Origin of the sequence: Streptomyces coffeae (assembly GCF_016741875.1) — a bacterium.
Lineage (GTDB): Bacteria > Actinomycetota > Actinomycetes > Streptomycetales > Streptomycetaceae > Streptomyces > Streptomyces coffeae.
The window spans coordinates 354,476-371,983 of record NZ_JAERRF010000004.1; the positions used below are offsets into that span (position 1 = coordinate 354,476).

Below are 17,508 nucleotides of genomic sequence, written 5' to 3' on the forward strand. Positions count from 1 at the left end.
GAGGGGGCGGGCTGGGTAACGGAGGCTCAGCTCCCCGTCGCACGGGCGGCGTTGCGCGTTCCGTAGGCGATGACGGCCGACACCGCCGCCAGCGCCGCGACCGTGGTGAGCGCGGCGGACAGCGAGAGCCAGTCCGCGAGGAAGCCGATCGTCGGCGGGCCGAGCAGCATGCCCACATAGCCGAGGGTGGAGGCGGCGGCAACGCCGCCCGGCCCGGTCAGCGCGCCCGCCCGCGCGATGGCGACCGGGAAGATGTTGGCCAGGCCGAGCCCGGTGACCGCGAAGCCGAGCAGGGCCGCCCAGATCGTCGGGGCGAGCGAGCCCAGCAGCATTCCGGCCGACGCCGTGGACCCGCCCAGGACCAACGTCCGTGTGCGGCCGAGCCGTTCGACCAGTGCCGTGCCGGACAGCCGTCCGACGGTCATCGCCAGGGCGAACACCGAGTAGCCCGCCGCGGCGAGTCCCGCGGAGGCGTCGAGGTCCTGGTGCAGATGGAGCGCCGCCCAGTCGGCCATCGCGCCCTCGCCGTACGCCGTGCACAGGGCGATCAGGCCGAAGACGGCGACGAGGCGGCGCGCCGCCTTCGGCCGCTCGGGCGAGGTCGATGGGGTTTCCGTCGTCTTCTGCTTCGGCGCCTTCTGCTCCGTCGTCTTCTGCTTCGGCGTCTTCTGCTTCGGCGCGGGCGCCGGGAGGGATATCAGCGCCCGTCCGGCGACCACCGTGAGCACCAGCCCGACGGCCGCCAGCAGCGCCAAGTGACGGACGGGGGAGAGGTGGTCGGCGATCAGCCCGCCCAGTCCCGCCCCGATCACACCGCCGAGGCTGAAGGCGGCGTGGAAGCTGGGCATGATCGGACGGCGCAGAGCGGCGATGAGGTCGACCGCCGCGCTGTTCATGGCGACGTTGAGCCCGCCGAACCCGGTGCCGAAGACGAGCAGCACCAGCCCCAGGGCGAGTACGGAGTGCGTCAGCGGCGGCAGCGCGACGCTCAGCGCGAACAGGGCGGCCGCGGCGACCGTCGTGGTATGGCTGCCGAAGCGGCGGCAGAGCCGACCGGTGGCCATCATGGTGGCCGCGGCGCCCGCCGATACGCACAGCAGGGCCAGTCCGAGCGCGCCCTCCGACGCGCCGGTCTGTTCCTTGATCTCGGGAATCCGCGCCACCCATCCGGCGAACACGAAGCCGTCGAGGGCGAAGAACACGGTGAGGGCGGCCCGGAGTCGGGCGAGGTCACGATCCGTGGTGACGGAAGGCGGCATCCCCGAAGCGGCCGTCCATGTTTTGTTTAGTGTCGGCACAAAGTGAGAATAGGACCGTGACCCAGACACGGACAAGGCTTGAGCGCGGCCGAAGCGCTCTTGGACCGGCGTTGGAGCTCGTCCACACCGGCCGCGCCCCCACCCGCGCGGTGCTCACGGCCGAGCTCGGGGTGACGCGCGCGACGGCGGGAGCCGTCGCGGCCGAACTGGAGGCGCTCGGACTGATCCAGGTCGACTCCCGCCCGCTCGGATCCGCCGGGGCGCAGGGACGGCCCTCGCACCGCCTCGAGATTGCCCCGCGCGGCCCCGTCGCGCTCGCCGCCCAGGTGCACGCCGACGGCTTCCGCGCGGCGCTCGTCGGACTCGGCGGCACGATCGTGGCCACCGCCCCGGGGTGCATGACCGTCCCCGCCGACCCGGCGCATGTCATCGACGCGGTGGTCGAGGCCGGGGTCGAGCTGCTGCGGGAATCCGGCCGCCGATGTGTGGGTGCGGGGCTGGCTGTCCCGTCCGCTGTCGCCGAGCCGGAGGGCACCGCCCTCAACCCGCTGCACGTCGCCTGGCCCGCGGGCGCGCCGGTGCGCGAGCTGTTCACCCGCAGCCTGGCCGCGGTGGGTGTCACCAACCCCGCCGGGGAGCCGGTCGAGGGCCTGGCAGGCAACGATGTCAACCTCGCCGCCCTCGCCGAACACCGCCACGGCGCGGGCCGCGGCGCCGCTCATCTGCTGTGCGTCGGCACCGGTCACCGGGGCGTCGGCGGTGCGCTGGTCCTCGACGGACGGCTGCACACGGGCAGTGCGGGGCTGGCCCTCGAGGTCGGCCATCTGACCGTCAACCCCGAGGGGCAGCCCTGCCACTGCGGAAGCCGCGGCTGTCTGGACATCGAGGCCGACCCGCTCGCCTTCCTCACCGCGGCCGGGCGCGCACCGGGCCCCGAGGTCTCCCTGCTCCAGCAGGCCCGCGACCTGCTCCGGGACGGGTACGCCGACCCGTCCGTACGCGCCGCGACCGAGCTGCTCATCGACCGCCTCGGCCTGGGCCTGGCCGGGCTCGTCAACATCCTGAACCCCGACCGCATCATCCTGGGCGGGCTGCACTGCGAACTCCTGGAGGCCGATCCGGAGCGGCTGCGGTCCATGGTGGCCGAGCGCAGCCTGTGGGGACGTAGTGGGGGCGTCCCGATCCTGCCGTGCACCCTGGACCACAACAGCCTGGTGGGCGCGGCGGAACTGGCCTGGCAGCAGGTGCTCGACGACCCGCTGGCGGCCTTGGGCGCGGCGTAGCGGGTTCCGGGGCCCGGGGCGAGGTGCGGTGCCGGCCGCGCATCAGGCGGGCCAGTTCACCGCCAGTGCGCGGCCCGGGTTCTCGGTGAGGATCCGGGCCATCACCTGTGCGCCGAGGGCCAGTTCGAGCCGGGGGCGCAGGCGGCGCAGCAGATACGGCATACCGGGGCCGCCGTTCACCGAACGCGCCCCGGCCGTCGTGGTGTCTCCGCCCAGCAGCAACTGCCCGGCGTGGCCCGCCTCCACGAGGGCGGTGAGCGCGTCGGGAAGGCGCCAGTCGGTGGCGTGGTGGGCGCGGGACGGCCCGTCGTAGACGAGGAAGGCGCCCGCGGCCGCCGCCTGCCGGTGGACCACAAGATCGGGCGAGCGGTTGAGATGGCCGAGCAGCACCCGGTGCGGCGGTACGTCCAACTCCCCGCACAGCAGGTCCAGGACGTCCAGCGCCGCCGTCCCCAGCTCCAGGTGGACGGCGATCGGTGCGTCCGTGCGGTGGTGGGCGTCGGCCGCGGCGGTCATGGTGTGGCGGGCGTGGGCGTCGAGGCCGTGGAAGCCCCCGGCGACCTTGATCAGACCGGCCCTGGGGCCGCTGCCGCCGATGCCCCGCGTCAGCTCCTCGACGAACAGCTCGGCGAGCCGTTCGCGGACGTCCTCGACCGTGCCCGGCCGGTAGTGCGCGGCCTGGTGCATCCCGGTGGCGGCCACCAGCCGCACGCCGGTGGCCCGGGAGAGCGCGGGCAGGCGCCCGGCCCTCCGCCCCAGCCCGTAGGGCGTCCACTGCACCACCGTGCCGCCGCCCACCGCGCGGAAGGCGCGCAGCTCGGCCTCGGCCGCGTCCGCGTCGTCCAGCTCCTGGCCGGGCAACGCGTGCTGCGGATGAAGAGATGGTCGTGGGCATCACAGATCCCCAGCTCGGTGGCGGAGACATCGCCGAGCACCGTACGGACGGCGGTCACCACTGCCGCCCTTCGGGCAGCGTGTCCAGGCCGGGCGCCGAAAGGTGGAGCACCTGGTAGCGGTCACCGGGTTCCGAGGGCGGCGCGGAGTCCTCCCAGAGCGTGAAGTGGACCAGCTCCCATCCGCGTGGGTCGATCGCGAGGGCCGTCGTGTGGACGCCGTCCGCGCCCGCCCGCCGCCGCAGCTCCGTGAGCGCGCCCTCGACGGCCGCGGCCGGGTCGGCACCGGCGGGGACCGGCTCGGTGCGCCGGGTGGCCGCCCGCGGTACGGCGGTCGCGGCCGGGCCCCGCGCGAAGGCGAGCCCCGCCCAGTGCTCGACCACCGGCCGCCCGAAGTCCTGGACCAGGCCCTGGAATCCGGGGCCCCACAGAAAGCGGTGCATGGCGTCGGGGGCGGCCCACAGATAGAACGGCGCGTACGCGTTCACCGCCGCGCCGTCCACCCCGCGCTCGCTGATGGCGTACGCCTTCAGGCCGAGCCCGGGGAAGTCGTCCAGCAGCGGGCCCTTGGTCTCCACCCGGCGGCGGATGATCTTCATGTCGTAGTCGGCGGGCAGGGTGATCCGGTACTGCATGGCGTACATGGGTGAACTCCTGTCGGAGGGTGGACGGCGGGGAGCGGATCGGCCGGTCCGGCTCAGACGGCCGGGTACGCGGCGTCGCCGACGAGTTCCTCCCATACGGCCGTCGTCCCGTCCTCCGCGGCCTCCACCAGCGCGAGATGGGTCATGAAGGTCCGGGGCCCGGCGCCGTGCCAGTGCTTCTCGTCCGCCTCGATCCATACGGTGTCCCCGGCTCGGATCTCCTCGACCGGGCCGCCCTCGCACTGCACGAGCCCGCGTCCCTCGGTGACATGGAGGACCTGGCCGTGCGGATGGCGGTGCCAGGCGGTGCGGGAGCCGGGGGCGAAGTGGACGCTGTACAGCCGCAGTCGTGAGGGCTCGGCCGGTGCCGCGATCTCGTCCAGCCAGACGGAACCGGTGAAGCGGTCCGCGGGGCCGCGCTCGCTGTGGCGGGGATTTCGGGTGATCTCCACGATGAGGAATTCCTTTACCGGGATGGGAAAACGGACGCCTTGAGGGCGCCATGAGCGGGCACCATGACGCGCGCCGTGAGCAGGCTTCGCACGGGAGCCGTGAGCAGACCTCACCGGGACGCCGTCGGCGGGCACCTCACCCAAGCGCCGTGAGCAGGCGGGTCACACAGGCGCCTTGAACGCCGCCAGCAAGGTGAGCAGCCCCTCCACCGCGCTGTCGAAGGGCGCCGCCGATCCCGCCGCGCGGGCCAGCACATAGCCGCCCTGGACCGTCGCGACGACCGTCGCGGCGATCGGCTCCGGGGCGAGACCGGCCGTGAACTCCCCGCGCTCGCGCCCCTCGGCGAGCACCTCCGCCAGCCGCCCGCGCAGCCAGTCGAGGGTTTCGTCGACCGGCTTCCGCAGCTCGGGGTCGGCCATCACGTCCGGGTCCATCGTCAGCCGTCCGATCGGACAGCCGCGCAGCACCTCGCGCTCCCGCAGCAGATACGCGCGGACGCGGTCGTACGCGCCCCCAGGGCTGTCGAGACAGGACCCGGCGACGGCGCGCAGCTCCTCGGCGGTGCGGCGGATGGCGGTGAGCGCCAGATCCGGCTTACCGCTGAAGTGGTGGTACATGCTGCCCTGGCCGGCGCCCGCGCGCTGCTGGATGGCCTTGGGGCTGGTGCCCACATAGCCGCGCTCCCAGAGGAGCTCCCGAGTGCTCTCGATCAGGCGTTCCGGAGTGGTCATAAACGCACTGTACACACTAGTAGGTACAGAACTCCAGCGCCTACACTCCGGGTGATGACACCCGCGAGGAGTACTGGCGGCGGCTGTCGGTCCTGGACGAGCGGTTCGGACCGCGGGCCTAGGGTCCGTCGTCACAGGGGGGCGCCCGGCCGTGAGCGGCTCTGGTGCGGGGGCACCTCCCAGCGGTGGCTGGGGGAGGCCCGCACGGGGCGGATCGCCCTCGTGCTGGGCGTGCTCGGGCGCCTTTCGACAACGCGGGGCACCTCCCAGCGGTGGCTGGGGGCGCCGTGCCAGGTGTGGGGAGCAGGGCGGCCTCTTTGCAGACGGGCCTTGGGGCGGGCTGACCGCGGCCCGGCGGGGCGCCGGTCCCGTCCGGCAGTCGCTCTCGGGTCCGTCCCGCTTCCCGGGCGGCGGGACGGATCGCTTCTTCAGTGGGATACGGCCGATCGGGCGGCGGGCGTACGCTCCCGCACCGCGGACGCGGGTGCCGGGGCTTGGGCCGGGGGAGCCTGGACGGGATCCGAGGCCGGTGCCGGGGCGCCGACCGGGGCTTGGACCGGCCGGGTGAGGTCCACACCGCGCGGCGGCGCGGTACGGCCCGCTCCGTACACCGCGAACGGCGACGTAGCGGCGGTGGTGGGCTGCGGCACGGCGAGGGTGAACCACACGACCTTGCCGCTGCCGTCGTCACGGGCGTGCATGCCCCAGCTCTGGCTCACCGCCGCGACCAGGGCCAGCCCCCTGCCGTGCGTGGAGACGGGGTCGATGGTGCGGAGGCGGGGCAGCCGGGGATCCTGGTCGCGGACCGAGACGGTGAGCCGGTCCAGCATCAGGACGATCTCCACCGTGCATTGTTTCTCCGGCTCGGCATGCCGGTGCACGTTGGTCAGCAGCTCGGTGACACCGAGCGCGGCCGGGTCGATGAGCGGATCCAGATGCCAGTAGCGCAATTGCGCCGACACGATTCTGCGGACCTGACCGATCCGCGACGGCAGGGCTTGCAGCTCCACCGTGCAATGCCTGCTAGGACGACTGATCACGGCTGCGACTCCCTGAAGAAGTTGGGGCTAGCCTGATTCAGGTGCGGGCGACGAACACGTTCAGCAGTGGTGGCTGCTGCGCGCGACCGGTGGGCCGGTTCTCAGCGTCACCGCTTGTTGACTCTCAGTGATACTGATACTCGTCCAGGGTCGGCCCCTGCGCGCGCATGCGCAACTCGGCCGGTTCACTTCTTCCGGCCGTGCCCCCGGGCGGACCGCACCGCGTCCAGGAAGCGGCTGGCGGCGGCGGGCCCGGTGGACTTGGCGGCGGTGTCCTGCTCGCCGAGGGTGAGGCGGTAACGGGTGCCGTTCACGGTGGCCATGGCCTGGTCGCCGTCCACGAACCACGGCTTGCTCGCGCGGACCGACTGGACCGGGGCGCTGTCGATCTCGCGGCCGTAACTGGTCAGCAGCTGGAGCCGGCCGTCCTTGATCAGGACCTGCCCGGCGCGCGTCACCGAGCGTAGGAACCGCTCGATCCGCACCCCTCTGGCATTGAACTCGGTATCGGCCATGACGACCGCCTCCCCGGTGGCTCCGACTGGCACGCGTGCCGCTGCCTCTCATTCTCCCTGTTGCGCAGTGTGCACGTGACCGGCCCGGCGCACCAGGGCGCACCAGGGTCCACTTAGGATCGAAGTGGCCCGATCGCGCGACCCGGGCCGGGCACCAGTACGAGGAGCAGCGTGGACAGCACAACACGGGGGGTCATCGACACGGTTGACGTGGACCGCAGCGACCACGGCTACCGGGAGTGGCTCAAGGAGGCCGTCCGCAAGGTGCAGGCCGACGCCCAGCGCTCCGCCGACACCCATCTGCTGAGTTTTCCGCTGCCCGAGCGGTGGGGGATCGACCTCTATCTGAAGGACGAGTCCACCCACCCCACCGGCAGCCTCAAGCACCGGCTGGCCCGTTCGCTGTTCCTGTACGGGCTGTGCAATGGCTGGATCCGGCCGGGCAAGCCGGTCATCGAGGCGTCCAGCGGCTCCACCGCCGTGTCCGAGGCGTACTTCGCGAAGCTGATCGGGGTGCCCTTCATCGCGGTGATGCCGCGCACGACCAGCCGGGAGAAGTGCCGACTGATCGAATTCCATGGCGGCCGATGCCATTTCGTGGACGACCCGCGGACGATGTACGAGGCGTCCGCCGCCCTCGCGGTGGAGACCGGCGGCCACTACATGGACCAGTTCACCTACGCCGAGCGTGCCACGGACTGGCGCGGCAACAACAACATCGCCGAGTCGATCTACCAGCAGCTGCGGCTGGAGCGTTACCCCGAACCGACCTGGGTGGTGGCCACCGCGGGCACCGGCGGCACCTCGGCGACCATCGCGCGCTACGTCCACTACATGAGCTACGACACCCGGGTGTGCGTCGCCGACCCGGAGAACTCCTGCTTCTTCGACGGCTGGGTGCACCAGGACGACCAGGCGTCCAGTGACCGCGGCTCACGGATCGAGGGCATCGGCCGCCCCCGGATGGAGCCCAGCTTCGTCCCCGGCGCGATCGACCGGATGATGAAGGTCCCGGACGCGGCGAGCGTCGCCGCGGTGCGCGCCCTGGAGCAGGCCATCGGGCGCAAGGCGGGCGGCTCCACCGGGACCGGGCTGTGGAGCGCGCTGCGGATCGTCGCGGAGATGGTCGAGGCCGGGCGCACCGGCAGTGTGGTGACCTTGCTGTGCGATCCGGGCGACCGCTATCTGGACAAGTACTACTCGGATGGCTGGCTGGCGGAGCAGGGGCTCGACATCGAGCCCTATGCGAAGACGATCGATGTCTTCCTGACCACCGGCCGCTGGTCCGGCTGAGCGCTCCGCGGGAAGTGCCGCGAGGTGCCGTCAGTCGTCCGCGGCTACGTCGTGGCTGGTCGCGCCCACGCGGCGGAGCCGCACATCGACACAGCCCCGCGCCCCTTCGGGGCGCAACCCGAACCGCACCCGACTTCAGCGAGGCCGCTTAGTCGCTAGCCGCCAGCCGCTACCCGTCGGCCAGGAGGCGGTCCAGGGTCCGGACCGCCTCGCGGAACGTCCGCCCCACCCCCGGGCGCGCCAGCCGCGCGGCGAAGCGCAGCGGCGGCGGGCCGTCCAGCGCGAAGACGTACCGCACCATGGTGCCGCCGCCGGACGGGGCCAGGGTCCACTCCTCCAACAGCGCCCGCAGCCCCGGGGCGTTGGTCTCGTCGATGCGGTAGGCGTAGCGCTTCGCGGGTTCCGCGGCCATCACCGTCTCGCGGAAGCGGACACCGCCCCGCAGCCGGATCTCGCGGCCCTCGCCGCCGTCCGTGGCCCGCGCCGCGCTCACCTGACGGAACCACCGGGGCCAGCCCTCGGTGTCGGCCAGGGCCGTGAACACTGCCCCGGGCGGGGCCTGGGCCTCGGCGACGAAGACCAGCCGCAGCGGGGCGGTCTCGGCGTACTCCAGCCCGACGGAACGCAGCCGGTGTGTCATGGACACACGATAACTGTCGACCCGTCAGATGTCTGCGGCTCCGTTGGCCTCGCCCGCCACCACCAACTCCGGCAGATACTCCGCGATCTCCGCCCGCGCGTCCTCCGGCAGCCCCGAGTCCGTCACCAGGGCGTCCACCTGGTCCAGCGTGGCGAACGAACTCAGGCCCACCATGCCCCACTTGGTGTGGTCGGCGATCACCACCACCCGCCGCGCGGCCCGTACGAAGTGCCGGTTGGTCTCCGCCTCGGCCAGGTTCGGCGTGGACAGCCCGGCCTCCACCGATATGCCGTGCACGCCCAGGAACAGCACATCGAAGTGGAGCGAGCGCACCGCGGCGTCGGCCACCGGCCCCGCCAGGATGTCCGACGGGGTCCGTACCCCGCCGGTGAGCACCACCGTGGCCGCGCCCGGACGCGGGCCGGGCCCACCGGCCGTCGCGGCCCGCTGCGCGTTGTAGAAGACATCGGCGACCCGCACCGAGTTGGTCACCACGGTCAGATCCGGGACGTCCAGCAGCTGCTGCGCCAGCGCGAAGGCCGTGGTACCACCGGCGAGACCGATCGCGGTGCCCGGCGTGGCCATCGCGGCCGCCGCCTTCGCGATGTCCTCCTTGGCGCTCAGCTCCAGGCCCGACTTGGCCTCGAACCCCGGCTCGTAGGTGCTCGCCTCGGCGACCGGCACCGCGCCGCCGTGCACCTTCTCCACCACGCCCAGCCGGGCGAGCGCGTCCAGATCGCGACGGACCGTCATGTCCGAGACATTGAGCTTGCGCGTCAGCTCGTTGACCCGCACCCCACCGCGCCGTCTGACCTCGTCCAGGATCAGGGCACGCCGCTGCTCCGCGAGGAGGTTCTGGTTGTCGCTCACCCTGCCTCGTCTCCTTCCCGTCGGCGCGCACGGCCCGCGGGCTCATCTTCGCACGAGCCCGGGACACCCGATCACCGGAGCGCACGAGCATTACGATTTCGCCACGCCCGGCCTGTCGGGGTCCGGTCCCCGGACCGCTGGGAAGAATCCTGAACGGGAACGAACGGCATCACACCGGGATCGACCACACCGGGATCGGGGGACACGGTGGCATCACCGGAATCGGGGGGCGCGGTGACATCGACCGTGGGCGGCAGCACACCGGACGGCGCGACGGACACGGCAGCGGCGGACACGGCTCGGACGGCGGCCGCGGCCGAGCGGCTGGAGAGCGCCCGGGAGATCCGCGGCGCGGGACCGCCACCCGATCTGGAGCTGCTGGTCCACGGCGTCGGCGGCACCACTCCCCAGGAGATGCTGGGCGACCCGCGCACCGTCCGGGTCACCGGCGACGAGACCGCCGGAGTCCACCGCAGGACCGACGACGCCGACGCCGAGACACGCCCCCGGGAGGACCGCGAGAGCCCGGTCCGTGAGGCGTACGTCTGGTCCAATCTGACCTCCGGCAACAGCTCCCGCGCCCTGTGGCTGCTGTTACTGCCGTTCATGGTCGCCAACCTCGTCCACTGGATGCGCCCCGCCGCCGACCGGAGCGAGCGGACCGTGCGCGGCTACGGTCTCCTGGTGCGGCTGGTCGCGCTCAGCCTCACCGTGACGCTGATCGCCGGGGTCTGCGAGGTGGCCCTCGACCTGGTCGCCTGGCAGTGCGGGGGCGCCGACGCCTGCGCCGACGCCAAGTCCTGGCTCGGCTTCATGGCGCCCGGGAACCACGGCTGGTGGAGCAGGCCCGGCCGCAGGCTCGCCCTCGCCGCCGTGCTCCCCACCGCCCTCACCGGGCTGCTGTGGTACCTGTCCAACCGCACCTGGAGCGCCTACGAGTCGCAAGCCCCGCTGGAGCACTCGGTCGACGAGTCCGCCCCCGAGGCGGGCAACCGCCCCGGGCTGTGCCTGCCCGGCTTCTGGTACGGCCGCAGGATCGTCGCCCGGCTGCGCGCCGCGCACACCGCCGCGGGCTTCCTCACCATCGCCGCCGCCCTGACCACCGCCGCCGCCACCCAGGACCGCAGGCCCGGCGGCAGCGGGCTGCTGGACGCCGCGGGCTGGGCGCTGCTGGCCCTGCTGACGGCGGTCGCGGTCGCCGTGGTGTTCGTGGTGTGCCACCGCGGCCGCAGTGAGAGCAAGGTCGACAACACACTGGACCGGATCACCATCACCGCGCTGCCCGGCACCGCACTCGGGGTGCTCGTGCTCTCCTCGTTGTACGCCGGATGGTCCCGCCCCGGCTGGGTCTCCCACGGAAAGCTGCCGGGCAACCAGACCTTCTGCGTCATCGCGATCGGGCAGGGCCTGCTCATCCTCGCCATCGCGGGCTGCGCCCTCGCCCTCTACCGGGCCGCCCCCGCCGGGCGCACCCCGCTGTACGGGCTCGCCGGACCCGCCGTGGCCACCCTCGCCTGCGGACTCGGCGCCGTCCTGGCCGGAGGCGTCGCCCAGCGGATCGCCGACTGGCTGGACGGCGGCGCCACCCCGGGCATGGGCGGGCGGCCCGAAGTCGCCCCGCCCGTGCTGCTGTCCTGGCTGGCCACCGCCATACCGGTCCTGCTGCTCGCGCTGCTGGTCCTGGTCCTGGTCTTCACCGTCCGGGTCTGGCGGGTACGCAAGGGGCTGCTCCCGACGATCATGGACGGTTATCCGGGGGAGCGGCCCGACGGGGTGCGCACCCGCCGGATCGCCGGAACCATCGCCCGTGCCGGGGTCACCGACTCCGCGCCCTGGATCGTCGGCCCGATCGCCCTGTGCACCCTGCTGGCCGGCGGCCTGGCCGTCACCGGGGCCTGGGCCACCGGCGAGGTCCCCGGCCGGGCGGCCGACGGCACCCCCGGCCCGGTGGACGCCGCCGCCCAGACCTGTCAGGCGATCGGCTCCTGGATGATGGGGCTGGCCTTCCTGATGATGGTCACCTGGGCCCGCCGCGCCTACCGCAGCCCTTCGGCCCGCCGCACCATCGGCATCCTGTGGGACGTCGGCACCTTCTGGCCGCGCGCCGCCCACCCCTTCGCGCCCCCCTGCTACGCCGAGCGGGCCGTCCCCGATCTGACCTGGCGGATGCAGACCTGGACCGGCACCTACGGCGGGCGGCTGGTCATCTCCGGCCACTCCCAGGGCAGTGTGCTGGCCGCCGCCGCGGTCTGGCAGCTGGACCCCCGCACCCGCGGTCAGGTCGCGCTGCTCACCTACGGCTCACCGCTGGAGCGGCTGTACGGCCGCTGGTTCCCCGCCTACTTCGGGCCCGCCCCACTGCTCTCGCTCCACGGCGAGGTGCGGTGCTGGCGCAATCTGTGGCGTTACACCGACCCCATCGGCGGGCCCATCCGGCTGCCCGACGGCCCCGGCCCGCAGGTCGACCGCGGTGCCCTGAAGGATCCGCTCGCCTACGGCCGTACCCCTGAACACCCGCTGCCCGCACCGATCCTGGGGCATTCGGAGTACCAGGCCGACCCCCTCTTCGACCGGGAGCGGGCCGGACTGCTGGCCCGGCTCCCGGAACAGAGCTGCTCCTCCCCGGAGAACGCCGGTCAGACGACGACGCCGGTCAGATCAGCTCCGGCAGATCCTCCGGATAGAGCAGGGTGAGATCGTCGGTGGTCGGGTCCGCGAGCTGGGCGACCCGGCCCGCATGCCGCTCCACCATCGCCTCGAAGGTCTGCCGGGCGGTGCGGCCATTGCCGAACGCCGGGCCCTTGGGGATCGCCGTGAAGTACTTCAGCAGCGCCTCGGCCGCGCCGTCGCCGATCCGGTACTCATGCTCCTCGGCCTGCTGCTCCACGATCCGCAGCAGCTCCTCGGGGGCGTAGTCGCCGAAGGTGATGGTGCGGGAGAACCGGGACGCCACACCGGGGTTGACGGACAGGAAGCGCTCCATCTCCACGGTGTACCCGGCGACGATCACCACCACCGCCTCACGGTGGTCCTCCATCAGTTTCACCAGGGTGTCTATGGCCTCCCGGCCGAAGTCCCGCCCGGAGTCCTCGGGGGAGAGGGCGTACGCCTCGTCGATGAACAGCACCCCGCCGCGCGCCCGGTCGAACGCCTCCTGGGTGCGGATCGCCGTCGAGCCGATGTGCTCACCGACCAGATCCACCCGGGAGACCTCCACCAGATGGCCGCGCTCCAGGACCCCGAGCGAGGCCAGGATCTCGCCGTAGAGCCGGGCGACCGTGGTCTTGCCGGTGCCGGGGGAGCCGGTGAAGACCAGATGGCGGCGGACGGAGGCGGCCTTGAGCCCGGCCTGCTGACGGCGCCGTCCGACCTCGATCATGTCGGTGAGCGCCCGCACCTCGCGCTTGACGCTCTCCAGCCCCACCAGGGCGTCGAGTTCGCCCAGCACGGCCGTGGACGGACGGACCTCGACCGGCGGTTCGGCGGCGGGTACGGCGGTCTGGGTGGGGCGCGGCGCGGGAACGCCGCCCAGCAGCCCGGCCGTGGAGGTGACGGTCTCCCGCGCGGGCGAGGTGGCCGGGGGCAGCGCCAGGGCGGCCGGGGCGGAGGGGAGGGCCTTGGTCGCGCTCTCGTCGCTGGTGCAGTCCTCGACGACCGGGCCCTCCTCGGAGAACTCGAAACCGCCGCGGGCACACCGCTCGGTGCGGCACCGGGTCAGGGTGGTGCGGCAGCCGTCGATGATGTGGAAGCCGTAGCCGCCGCTGCCCGTCACCCGGCAGCCGTGGAAGGTGCCCCGGCCCTGGGCGGAGACGTAGAAACCGGCCTCGGTCGGCCCCGAGACCGTGGTGCGCTCCACGGTCGGATCGGCGCCCTTGGTGACGATCACCCCGGTCGAGGCGCCGTCGATGGTGCAGTTGGCGAGGGTGCCGCCGCTGCCGTGGTCACGGAACCACGCGCCCGTGGCCGCCTCCCGGATCCGGCAGTCGTCGAGCTGGGCGATGGCGCCGTCGCTCACCGACACCGCCGTGTTCCGCACCTGGGACAGATCGCTGTCCACGACGTCCACCCGGGAGCCGCGGTCCAGGACGAACAGCGCGTCGGGAACGTCGCGCAGCCGGCACGAGTCGAGTACGGCGGTGGCACCGTCGCTCACCCACACCGCCGGATAGTCACCGGTGCTCTCGTGCAGCTCGCACTGGTTGGCGTCCACCCGGGTGCCCGGGTCCCACACCGAGAGGCCGTTGCGCCCGAACCGGCGCACCGTGGAGCGGGTGAGGGTGAGCACCGAACGCGACCGCAGGTCGACCGCGTTCTCCGGGATGTCATGGATCTCGCAGTCGGCGAGGGTCAGCACCGCGTCGGTGTCCAGATTCACCCCGTCGGAGGTGGTGCGGTGCACCCGGCAGTCGGTGAGATGACCGGTCGCGCGCGCGGAGACCTGCACCCCCGCGCCCCGGATCTCGTACACCTCGCAGCCGACGGCCTCCAGCGAACTGCCCTCACCGGTCAGGGTGAGCCCGGCGCCCGAGGCGTGGTGGATCCGGCAGCGGTCCAGCCGGGGACGGCCGCCGCCGCGCACCGCCACCCCGGACTGCCCGGCCGCCACCACCTCGCACTCCTCGAACACCCCGCCCGAGCCGTCCAGCACACTGACTCCGATGCCCGCGGGGTTGTCGACGGTGCAGCGGCGCACCGTGGGCCGGGCGCCGCCGCGTACCTCGATGCCGACCGCCGAGCGGGTCGCCACCCGCAGATCCATCAGCTCAGGGGTGCCGTCCTCGACCAGCAGCGCGGGGGCGGCGGCGTCCTGGCCCTCCACACACAGGTCCTGGACCACCGCGGAGGCTCCGATCGTCAGCGCGACGCCGTCGGCCGGGGCGATCCGCACCGATCCGCGCGAGGAGCCTTCGGGCCCGCGCAGGGTGACGGCCCGGCCCACCACCAGATTCTCGCGGTAGGTGCCGGGCGAGATGGAGAGGACATCGCCGTCGCCCGCGGCCTCCAGGGCCGCGGTGAGGGAGGCGTACTCTCCGGTGCGGCGCCGCCACCGCGACGTTCCGCTGTGTGTCACCTGGACGACCGAGCCCTGTGCCATGGTGCTGTTGTGCCCCCACCTCGTGGTCAAGCCGGATGTGCGCGACTCGCGACTGTGGCGCTGCGCATGTGAATGCCCCACCGTAGCGTGCGTGGGGCGCGATGAGTTGACCTCCCCATGAGGCCCGCGTGGACTTGGTGTCGTGATGACAAATCGTCTACGCGCGGCACACGGCGGCATCGGGCGCACGTCGATGCGGCGCGCTCAGCTGCCCGCGTCGGCCCGGCCCCAGTCCTGTCCGGCTCGGGCCCAGGCGGTGTCCCACTCCGCGTAACGCCGCCGCATCAGCCGCCATACGACCAGCCGCCGGGTGCCGTCCACCAGGCCGACGGTGACCGCGGTGGCGCCGATTCCGGCCAGCACCGCATGGGTGGCGGCGGTGGCCGTGTCCAGCGGGCGGCCGCGCGGACGGCCGTGCTCATCGGTCCACAGATGGAACCGCTCACCGGGGTCGGCACCGGGGTGGGTGCCCAGCGGGCCCCGGTGCTTGCTGCCGTCCGGGCCGGTCCACCGGGCGAAGACGCGGCGGTGGGCGTCCCGCGCGGAGGAGGTCTCGGGGTCGGAGTCCACGGGGGGATGGGGGAGCACCTTGACGACGGTGGCCAGTATCAGATACCGCTGGGCGCGCTGCTCCCGCGCGGCCTTCACCAGGGCGTCATGGGCGATGGAGCCCGCCACGACACCGACGGTGGGGGCGACGGTCAGCATCAGCAGGACGGCGATCAGCGTGGCGGTGGCCTCCACGAGGTCGGTGCTGCGGCGCAGCGGATTGTGGCGCCAGCGCCAGAGTCCCCGGATCATCCTCATAGGTCACACCCCCCTTCCCCGTCCGTAAATACCGTATGCCGGGCGGGATATGCGCGCATTCAGTGAAGAGAGAGCAATATCACGGGCTCATGGCTTCCGCTCCACCGGCGGGCCGTCGAGGGGCAGCGGAACCTGCCAGATCAGCCGGGTGCCACCCGCCTCGGGGGCCTCGATCCGCAGGGTGCCGCCGAGCAGTTCGGCCCGGGAGCGCATATTGACCAGTCCGCCGCGGGGGGTGGCACCGCCCAGACCCACTCCGTTGTCGGTGATCATCAGGGTGATCCCGGTGTTGGTGCCAGTGTCTACGGTGAGCCGTACGTCCACCCGCTGGGCGTGGGAGTGCCGGACGGTGTTGCTCAGTGCCTCGGCCAGGACCGCGAGTAACTGGTCGCCGTGGTCGTCCGGCACATCGGTGTCGACCGGGCCGTCCATCAGCAGCGACGGCGCGAACCCCAGCGCGTCCGAGGCCGATCGGACGGCCTTGACCAGCCGCCGCCGCAGGGTGGCCGGTTCACCGTTCTCGTCCCCGACGGTACGCAGGGCGAAGATGGTGGAGCGGATGATCTTGATGGTCTCGTCCAGGTCGTCCACCGCCCGGCCCACCCGCTCCGCCGCCTCCGGACGCTCGATGAGCCGACCCGTGCTCTGGAGTGTGAGCCCGGTCGCGAACAGCCGCTGAATGGCCAGGTCATGGAGGTCACGGGCGATCCGGTCGCGGTCCTGGAGCAGCGCCATGTGCTCGGACTCGGCGCGGTGCCGGGCCAGTTCGAGGGCGAGGGCCGCCTGCGCGGCGAACCCGGACAGCAGCTCGACCTCGTTGTCGTCGAAGGGCGGGCGCCCGGCCAGCCGGCACAGCCGCAGCGCGCCGGAGGAGCGCTCGTTCGCCACCAGCGGGACGGCCACCAGCGGGCCGAACTCGCTCTCCTGGTCGGGCAGCGGCCAGGCCCGGGCCCGCGCGTCCACCCGGACGTCGGTGGCGACCGCCGGACGGCCGGTGCGCGCCGCGAGCCCGGCCAGCGAACCGTCGGCCGGGACCACAAGACCCCCGACCCGCTCCGCGTCATGACCCTCGGCCACCTCCACCATCAGGCTGTCGGTGCCCGCGACGGGGAGCAGGACGGCCGCCGAGTCGGCCAGGGCCACCTGGAGGGCGAGCCGGGCGATCAGGCTCAGCACCTGGTTGGCCGGGGTGCCCGCCAGCAGCGTACGGGTTATCACCCCCAGTGCCTCGAGCCACTGTTCGCGCCGTCTGCTCTCGTGGTACAGCCGGGCGTTGTCGATGGCGATCCCGGCGGCCACCGACAGGGTGGTCAGCACCGCCTCGTCATCGGGGTCGAACTGGGCGCCGCCGCGCTTCTCGGTCAGATACAGATTGCCGAACACCTCGTCGCGGACGCGGATCGGCACCCCCAGGAACGAGCGCATCGGCGGATGGTGCTCGGGGAAGCCGTGGCTCGCCGGATGCTCCGACAGATCGGTCAGCCGCAGCGGCTGCGGATGGCGGATCAGCTCGCCGAGCAGACCGTGGCCGCTGGGTAACGGGCCGATCCGGTGGACCAGTTCCTCGGATATGCCCACCGGCAGGAACTGGGAGAGCCGGTGCCGGTCGACCACGCCCAGCGCGCCGTACTCGGCGTCGGCCAGCACCACGGCGGACTCCACGATCCGCCGCAGCACCTGCTCCAGGTCCAGTTCGCGGCCGACGCTGAGCACCGCCTCCAGCAGGCTGTGCATCCGCCCCTGGGTGGCCCGGGCGGCGTCCAGCCGCGCCTGGAGCTCGTCGAGGAGCTGATCGAGACGGAGTTGGGGGAGTGCCGGATGGCGTCCGTGATCCGCAGTGCCCGACACTTGGCCTCCATACCCCCCATGAGCCGCTCACCAGCAGGATATCGGGGCCCGGTGCGGCCCCGGGCGGCGATCGGCGGAACTCGGCCACGGGGCCGGATGCCGGGCCCCGGACACCTCGGGGCGCCGGGTGTCCGCGC

The 17,508-nt window shown here is 73.0% G+C and carries 14 protein-coding genes and 1 pseudogene; 3 read left to right on the forward strand and 12 right to left on the reverse strand.

Annotated features, from left to right (window positions below; all coding sequences use genetic code 11):
- Positions 1 to 26: 26 nt before the first annotated feature.
- A complete protein-coding gene (locus JK363_RS08710) occupies positions 27 to 1,298 on the reverse strand; it encodes an MFS transporter (protein WP_201873470.1) in 1,272 nt (423 codons plus the stop codon).
- On the opposite strand from JK363_RS08710, the gene JK363_RS08715 reads away from it, so the two are divergent.
- Positions 1,277 to 2,542 (forward strand): ROK family protein, encoded by a 1,266-nt coding sequence (locus tag JK363_RS08715; RefSeq protein ID WP_201873472.1) that lies wholly within the window; start codon positions 1,277 to 1,279, stop codon positions 2,540 to 2,542. The two genes, JK363_RS08710 and JK363_RS08715, sit on opposite strands and share 22 nt — an antisense overlap.
- Before the next feature lie 42 nt (positions 2,543 to 2,584).
- Here the strand turns inward: JK363_RS08715 and JK363_RS08720 are convergent.
- The 6 genes and pseudogenes from JK363_RS08720 to JK363_RS08745 form a co-directional block, all read right to left on the reverse strand.
- Positions 2,585 to 3,495 (reverse strand): annotated as a pseudogene (locus JK363_RS08720) (phosphotriesterase family protein).
- On the reverse strand, positions 3,492 to 4,079 hold the full coding sequence (locus JK363_RS08725; RefSeq protein ID WP_201873479.1) for a DUF4865 family protein: 588 nt from the start codon (positions 4,077 to 4,079) through the stop codon (positions 3,492 to 3,494). Before JK363_RS08725 ends, JK363_RS08720 begins: the two are co-directional and overlap by 4 nt.
- Before the next feature lie 53 nt (positions 4,080 to 4,132).
- Positions 4,133 to 4,531, reverse strand: coding sequence for a (R)-mandelonitrile lyase (locus tag JK363_RS08730; protein ID WP_201873480.1), 399 nt, complete (start codon positions 4,529 to 4,531; stop codon positions 4,133 to 4,135).
- Between the two features lie 162 nt (positions 4,532 to 4,693).
- Positions 4,694 to 5,263: a TetR/AcrR family transcriptional regulator gene (locus JK363_RS08735; RefSeq protein WP_215910650.1), complete on the reverse strand. Its 570-nt coding sequence runs from the start codon at positions 5,261 to 5,263 to the stop codon at positions 4,694 to 4,696.
- A 428-nt stretch (positions 5,264 to 5,691) separates the two neighbouring features.
- Complete coding sequence (locus tag JK363_RS08740) at positions 5,692 to 6,303, reverse strand: ATP-binding protein (RefSeq protein ID WP_201873484.1); 612 nt, start codon at positions 6,301 to 6,303, stop codon at positions 5,692 to 5,694.
- A gap of 185 nt (positions 6,304 to 6,488) precedes the next feature.
- Complete coding sequence (locus tag JK363_RS08745; RefSeq protein ID WP_201873486.1) at positions 6,489 to 6,818, reverse strand: hypothetical protein; 330 nt, start codon at positions 6,816 to 6,818, stop codon at positions 6,489 to 6,491.
- Between the two features lie 171 nt (positions 6,819 to 6,989).
- On the opposite strand from JK363_RS08745, the gene JK363_RS08750 reads away from it, so the two are divergent.
- Positions 6,990 to 8,111 carry a PLP-dependent cysteine synthase family protein gene (locus JK363_RS08750; protein ID WP_201873487.1) on the forward strand — a complete coding sequence of 374 codons (1,122 nt, stop codon included), beginning with the start codon at positions 6,990 to 6,992 and terminating at the stop codon, positions 8,109 to 8,111.
- 169 nt (positions 8,112 to 8,280) lie between these two features.
- Here JK363_RS08750 and JK363_RS08755 read toward each other — a convergent pair whose 3' ends face one another.
- Positions 8,281 to 8,751 carry an SRPBCC family protein gene (locus JK363_RS08755; protein WP_201873488.1) on the reverse strand — a complete coding sequence of 157 codons (471 nt, stop codon included), beginning with the start codon at positions 8,749 to 8,751 and terminating at the stop codon, positions 8,281 to 8,283.
- 24 nt (positions 8,752 to 8,775) lie between these two features.
- On the reverse strand, positions 8,776 to 9,621 hold the full coding sequence (locus tag JK363_RS08760) for a DeoR/GlpR family DNA-binding transcription regulator (RefSeq protein ID WP_201873489.1): 846 nt from the start codon (positions 9,619 to 9,621) through the stop codon (positions 8,776 to 8,778).
- Positions 9,622 to 9,945: 324 nt separating this feature from the next.
- Here JK363_RS08760 and JK363_RS08765 point away from each other — a divergent pair, with 324 nt between their 5' ends.
- Positions 9,946 to 12,315, forward strand: coding sequence for a hypothetical protein (locus JK363_RS08765; protein WP_201873753.1), 2,370 nt, complete (start codon positions 9,946 to 9,948; stop codon positions 12,313 to 12,315).
- On the opposite strand, the gene JK363_RS08770 is transcribed toward JK363_RS08765, so the two are convergent.
- The 3 genes from JK363_RS08770 to JK363_RS08780 form a co-directional block, all read right to left on the reverse strand.
- Positions 12,275 to 14,716, reverse strand: coding sequence for a right-handed parallel beta-helix repeat-containing protein (locus JK363_RS08770; protein WP_201873490.1), 2,442 nt, complete (start codon positions 14,714 to 14,716; stop codon positions 12,275 to 12,277). The genes JK363_RS08765 and JK363_RS08770 overlap by 41 nt on opposite strands.
- A 204-nt stretch (positions 14,717 to 14,920) precedes the next feature.
- Positions 14,921 to 15,523, reverse strand: a complete 603-nt coding sequence (locus JK363_RS08775; protein WP_201873491.1) for an Rv1733c family protein — start codon at positions 15,521 to 15,523, stop codon at positions 14,921 to 14,923.
- Positions 15,524 to 15,610: 87 nt separating this feature from the next.
- Entirely contained in the window at positions 15,611 to 17,371 is a 1,761-nt protein-coding gene (locus JK363_RS08780) for a GAF domain-containing sensor histidine kinase (RefSeq protein WP_201873492.1), read from the reverse strand.
- Positions 17,372 to 17,508: the final 137 nt, after the last annotated feature.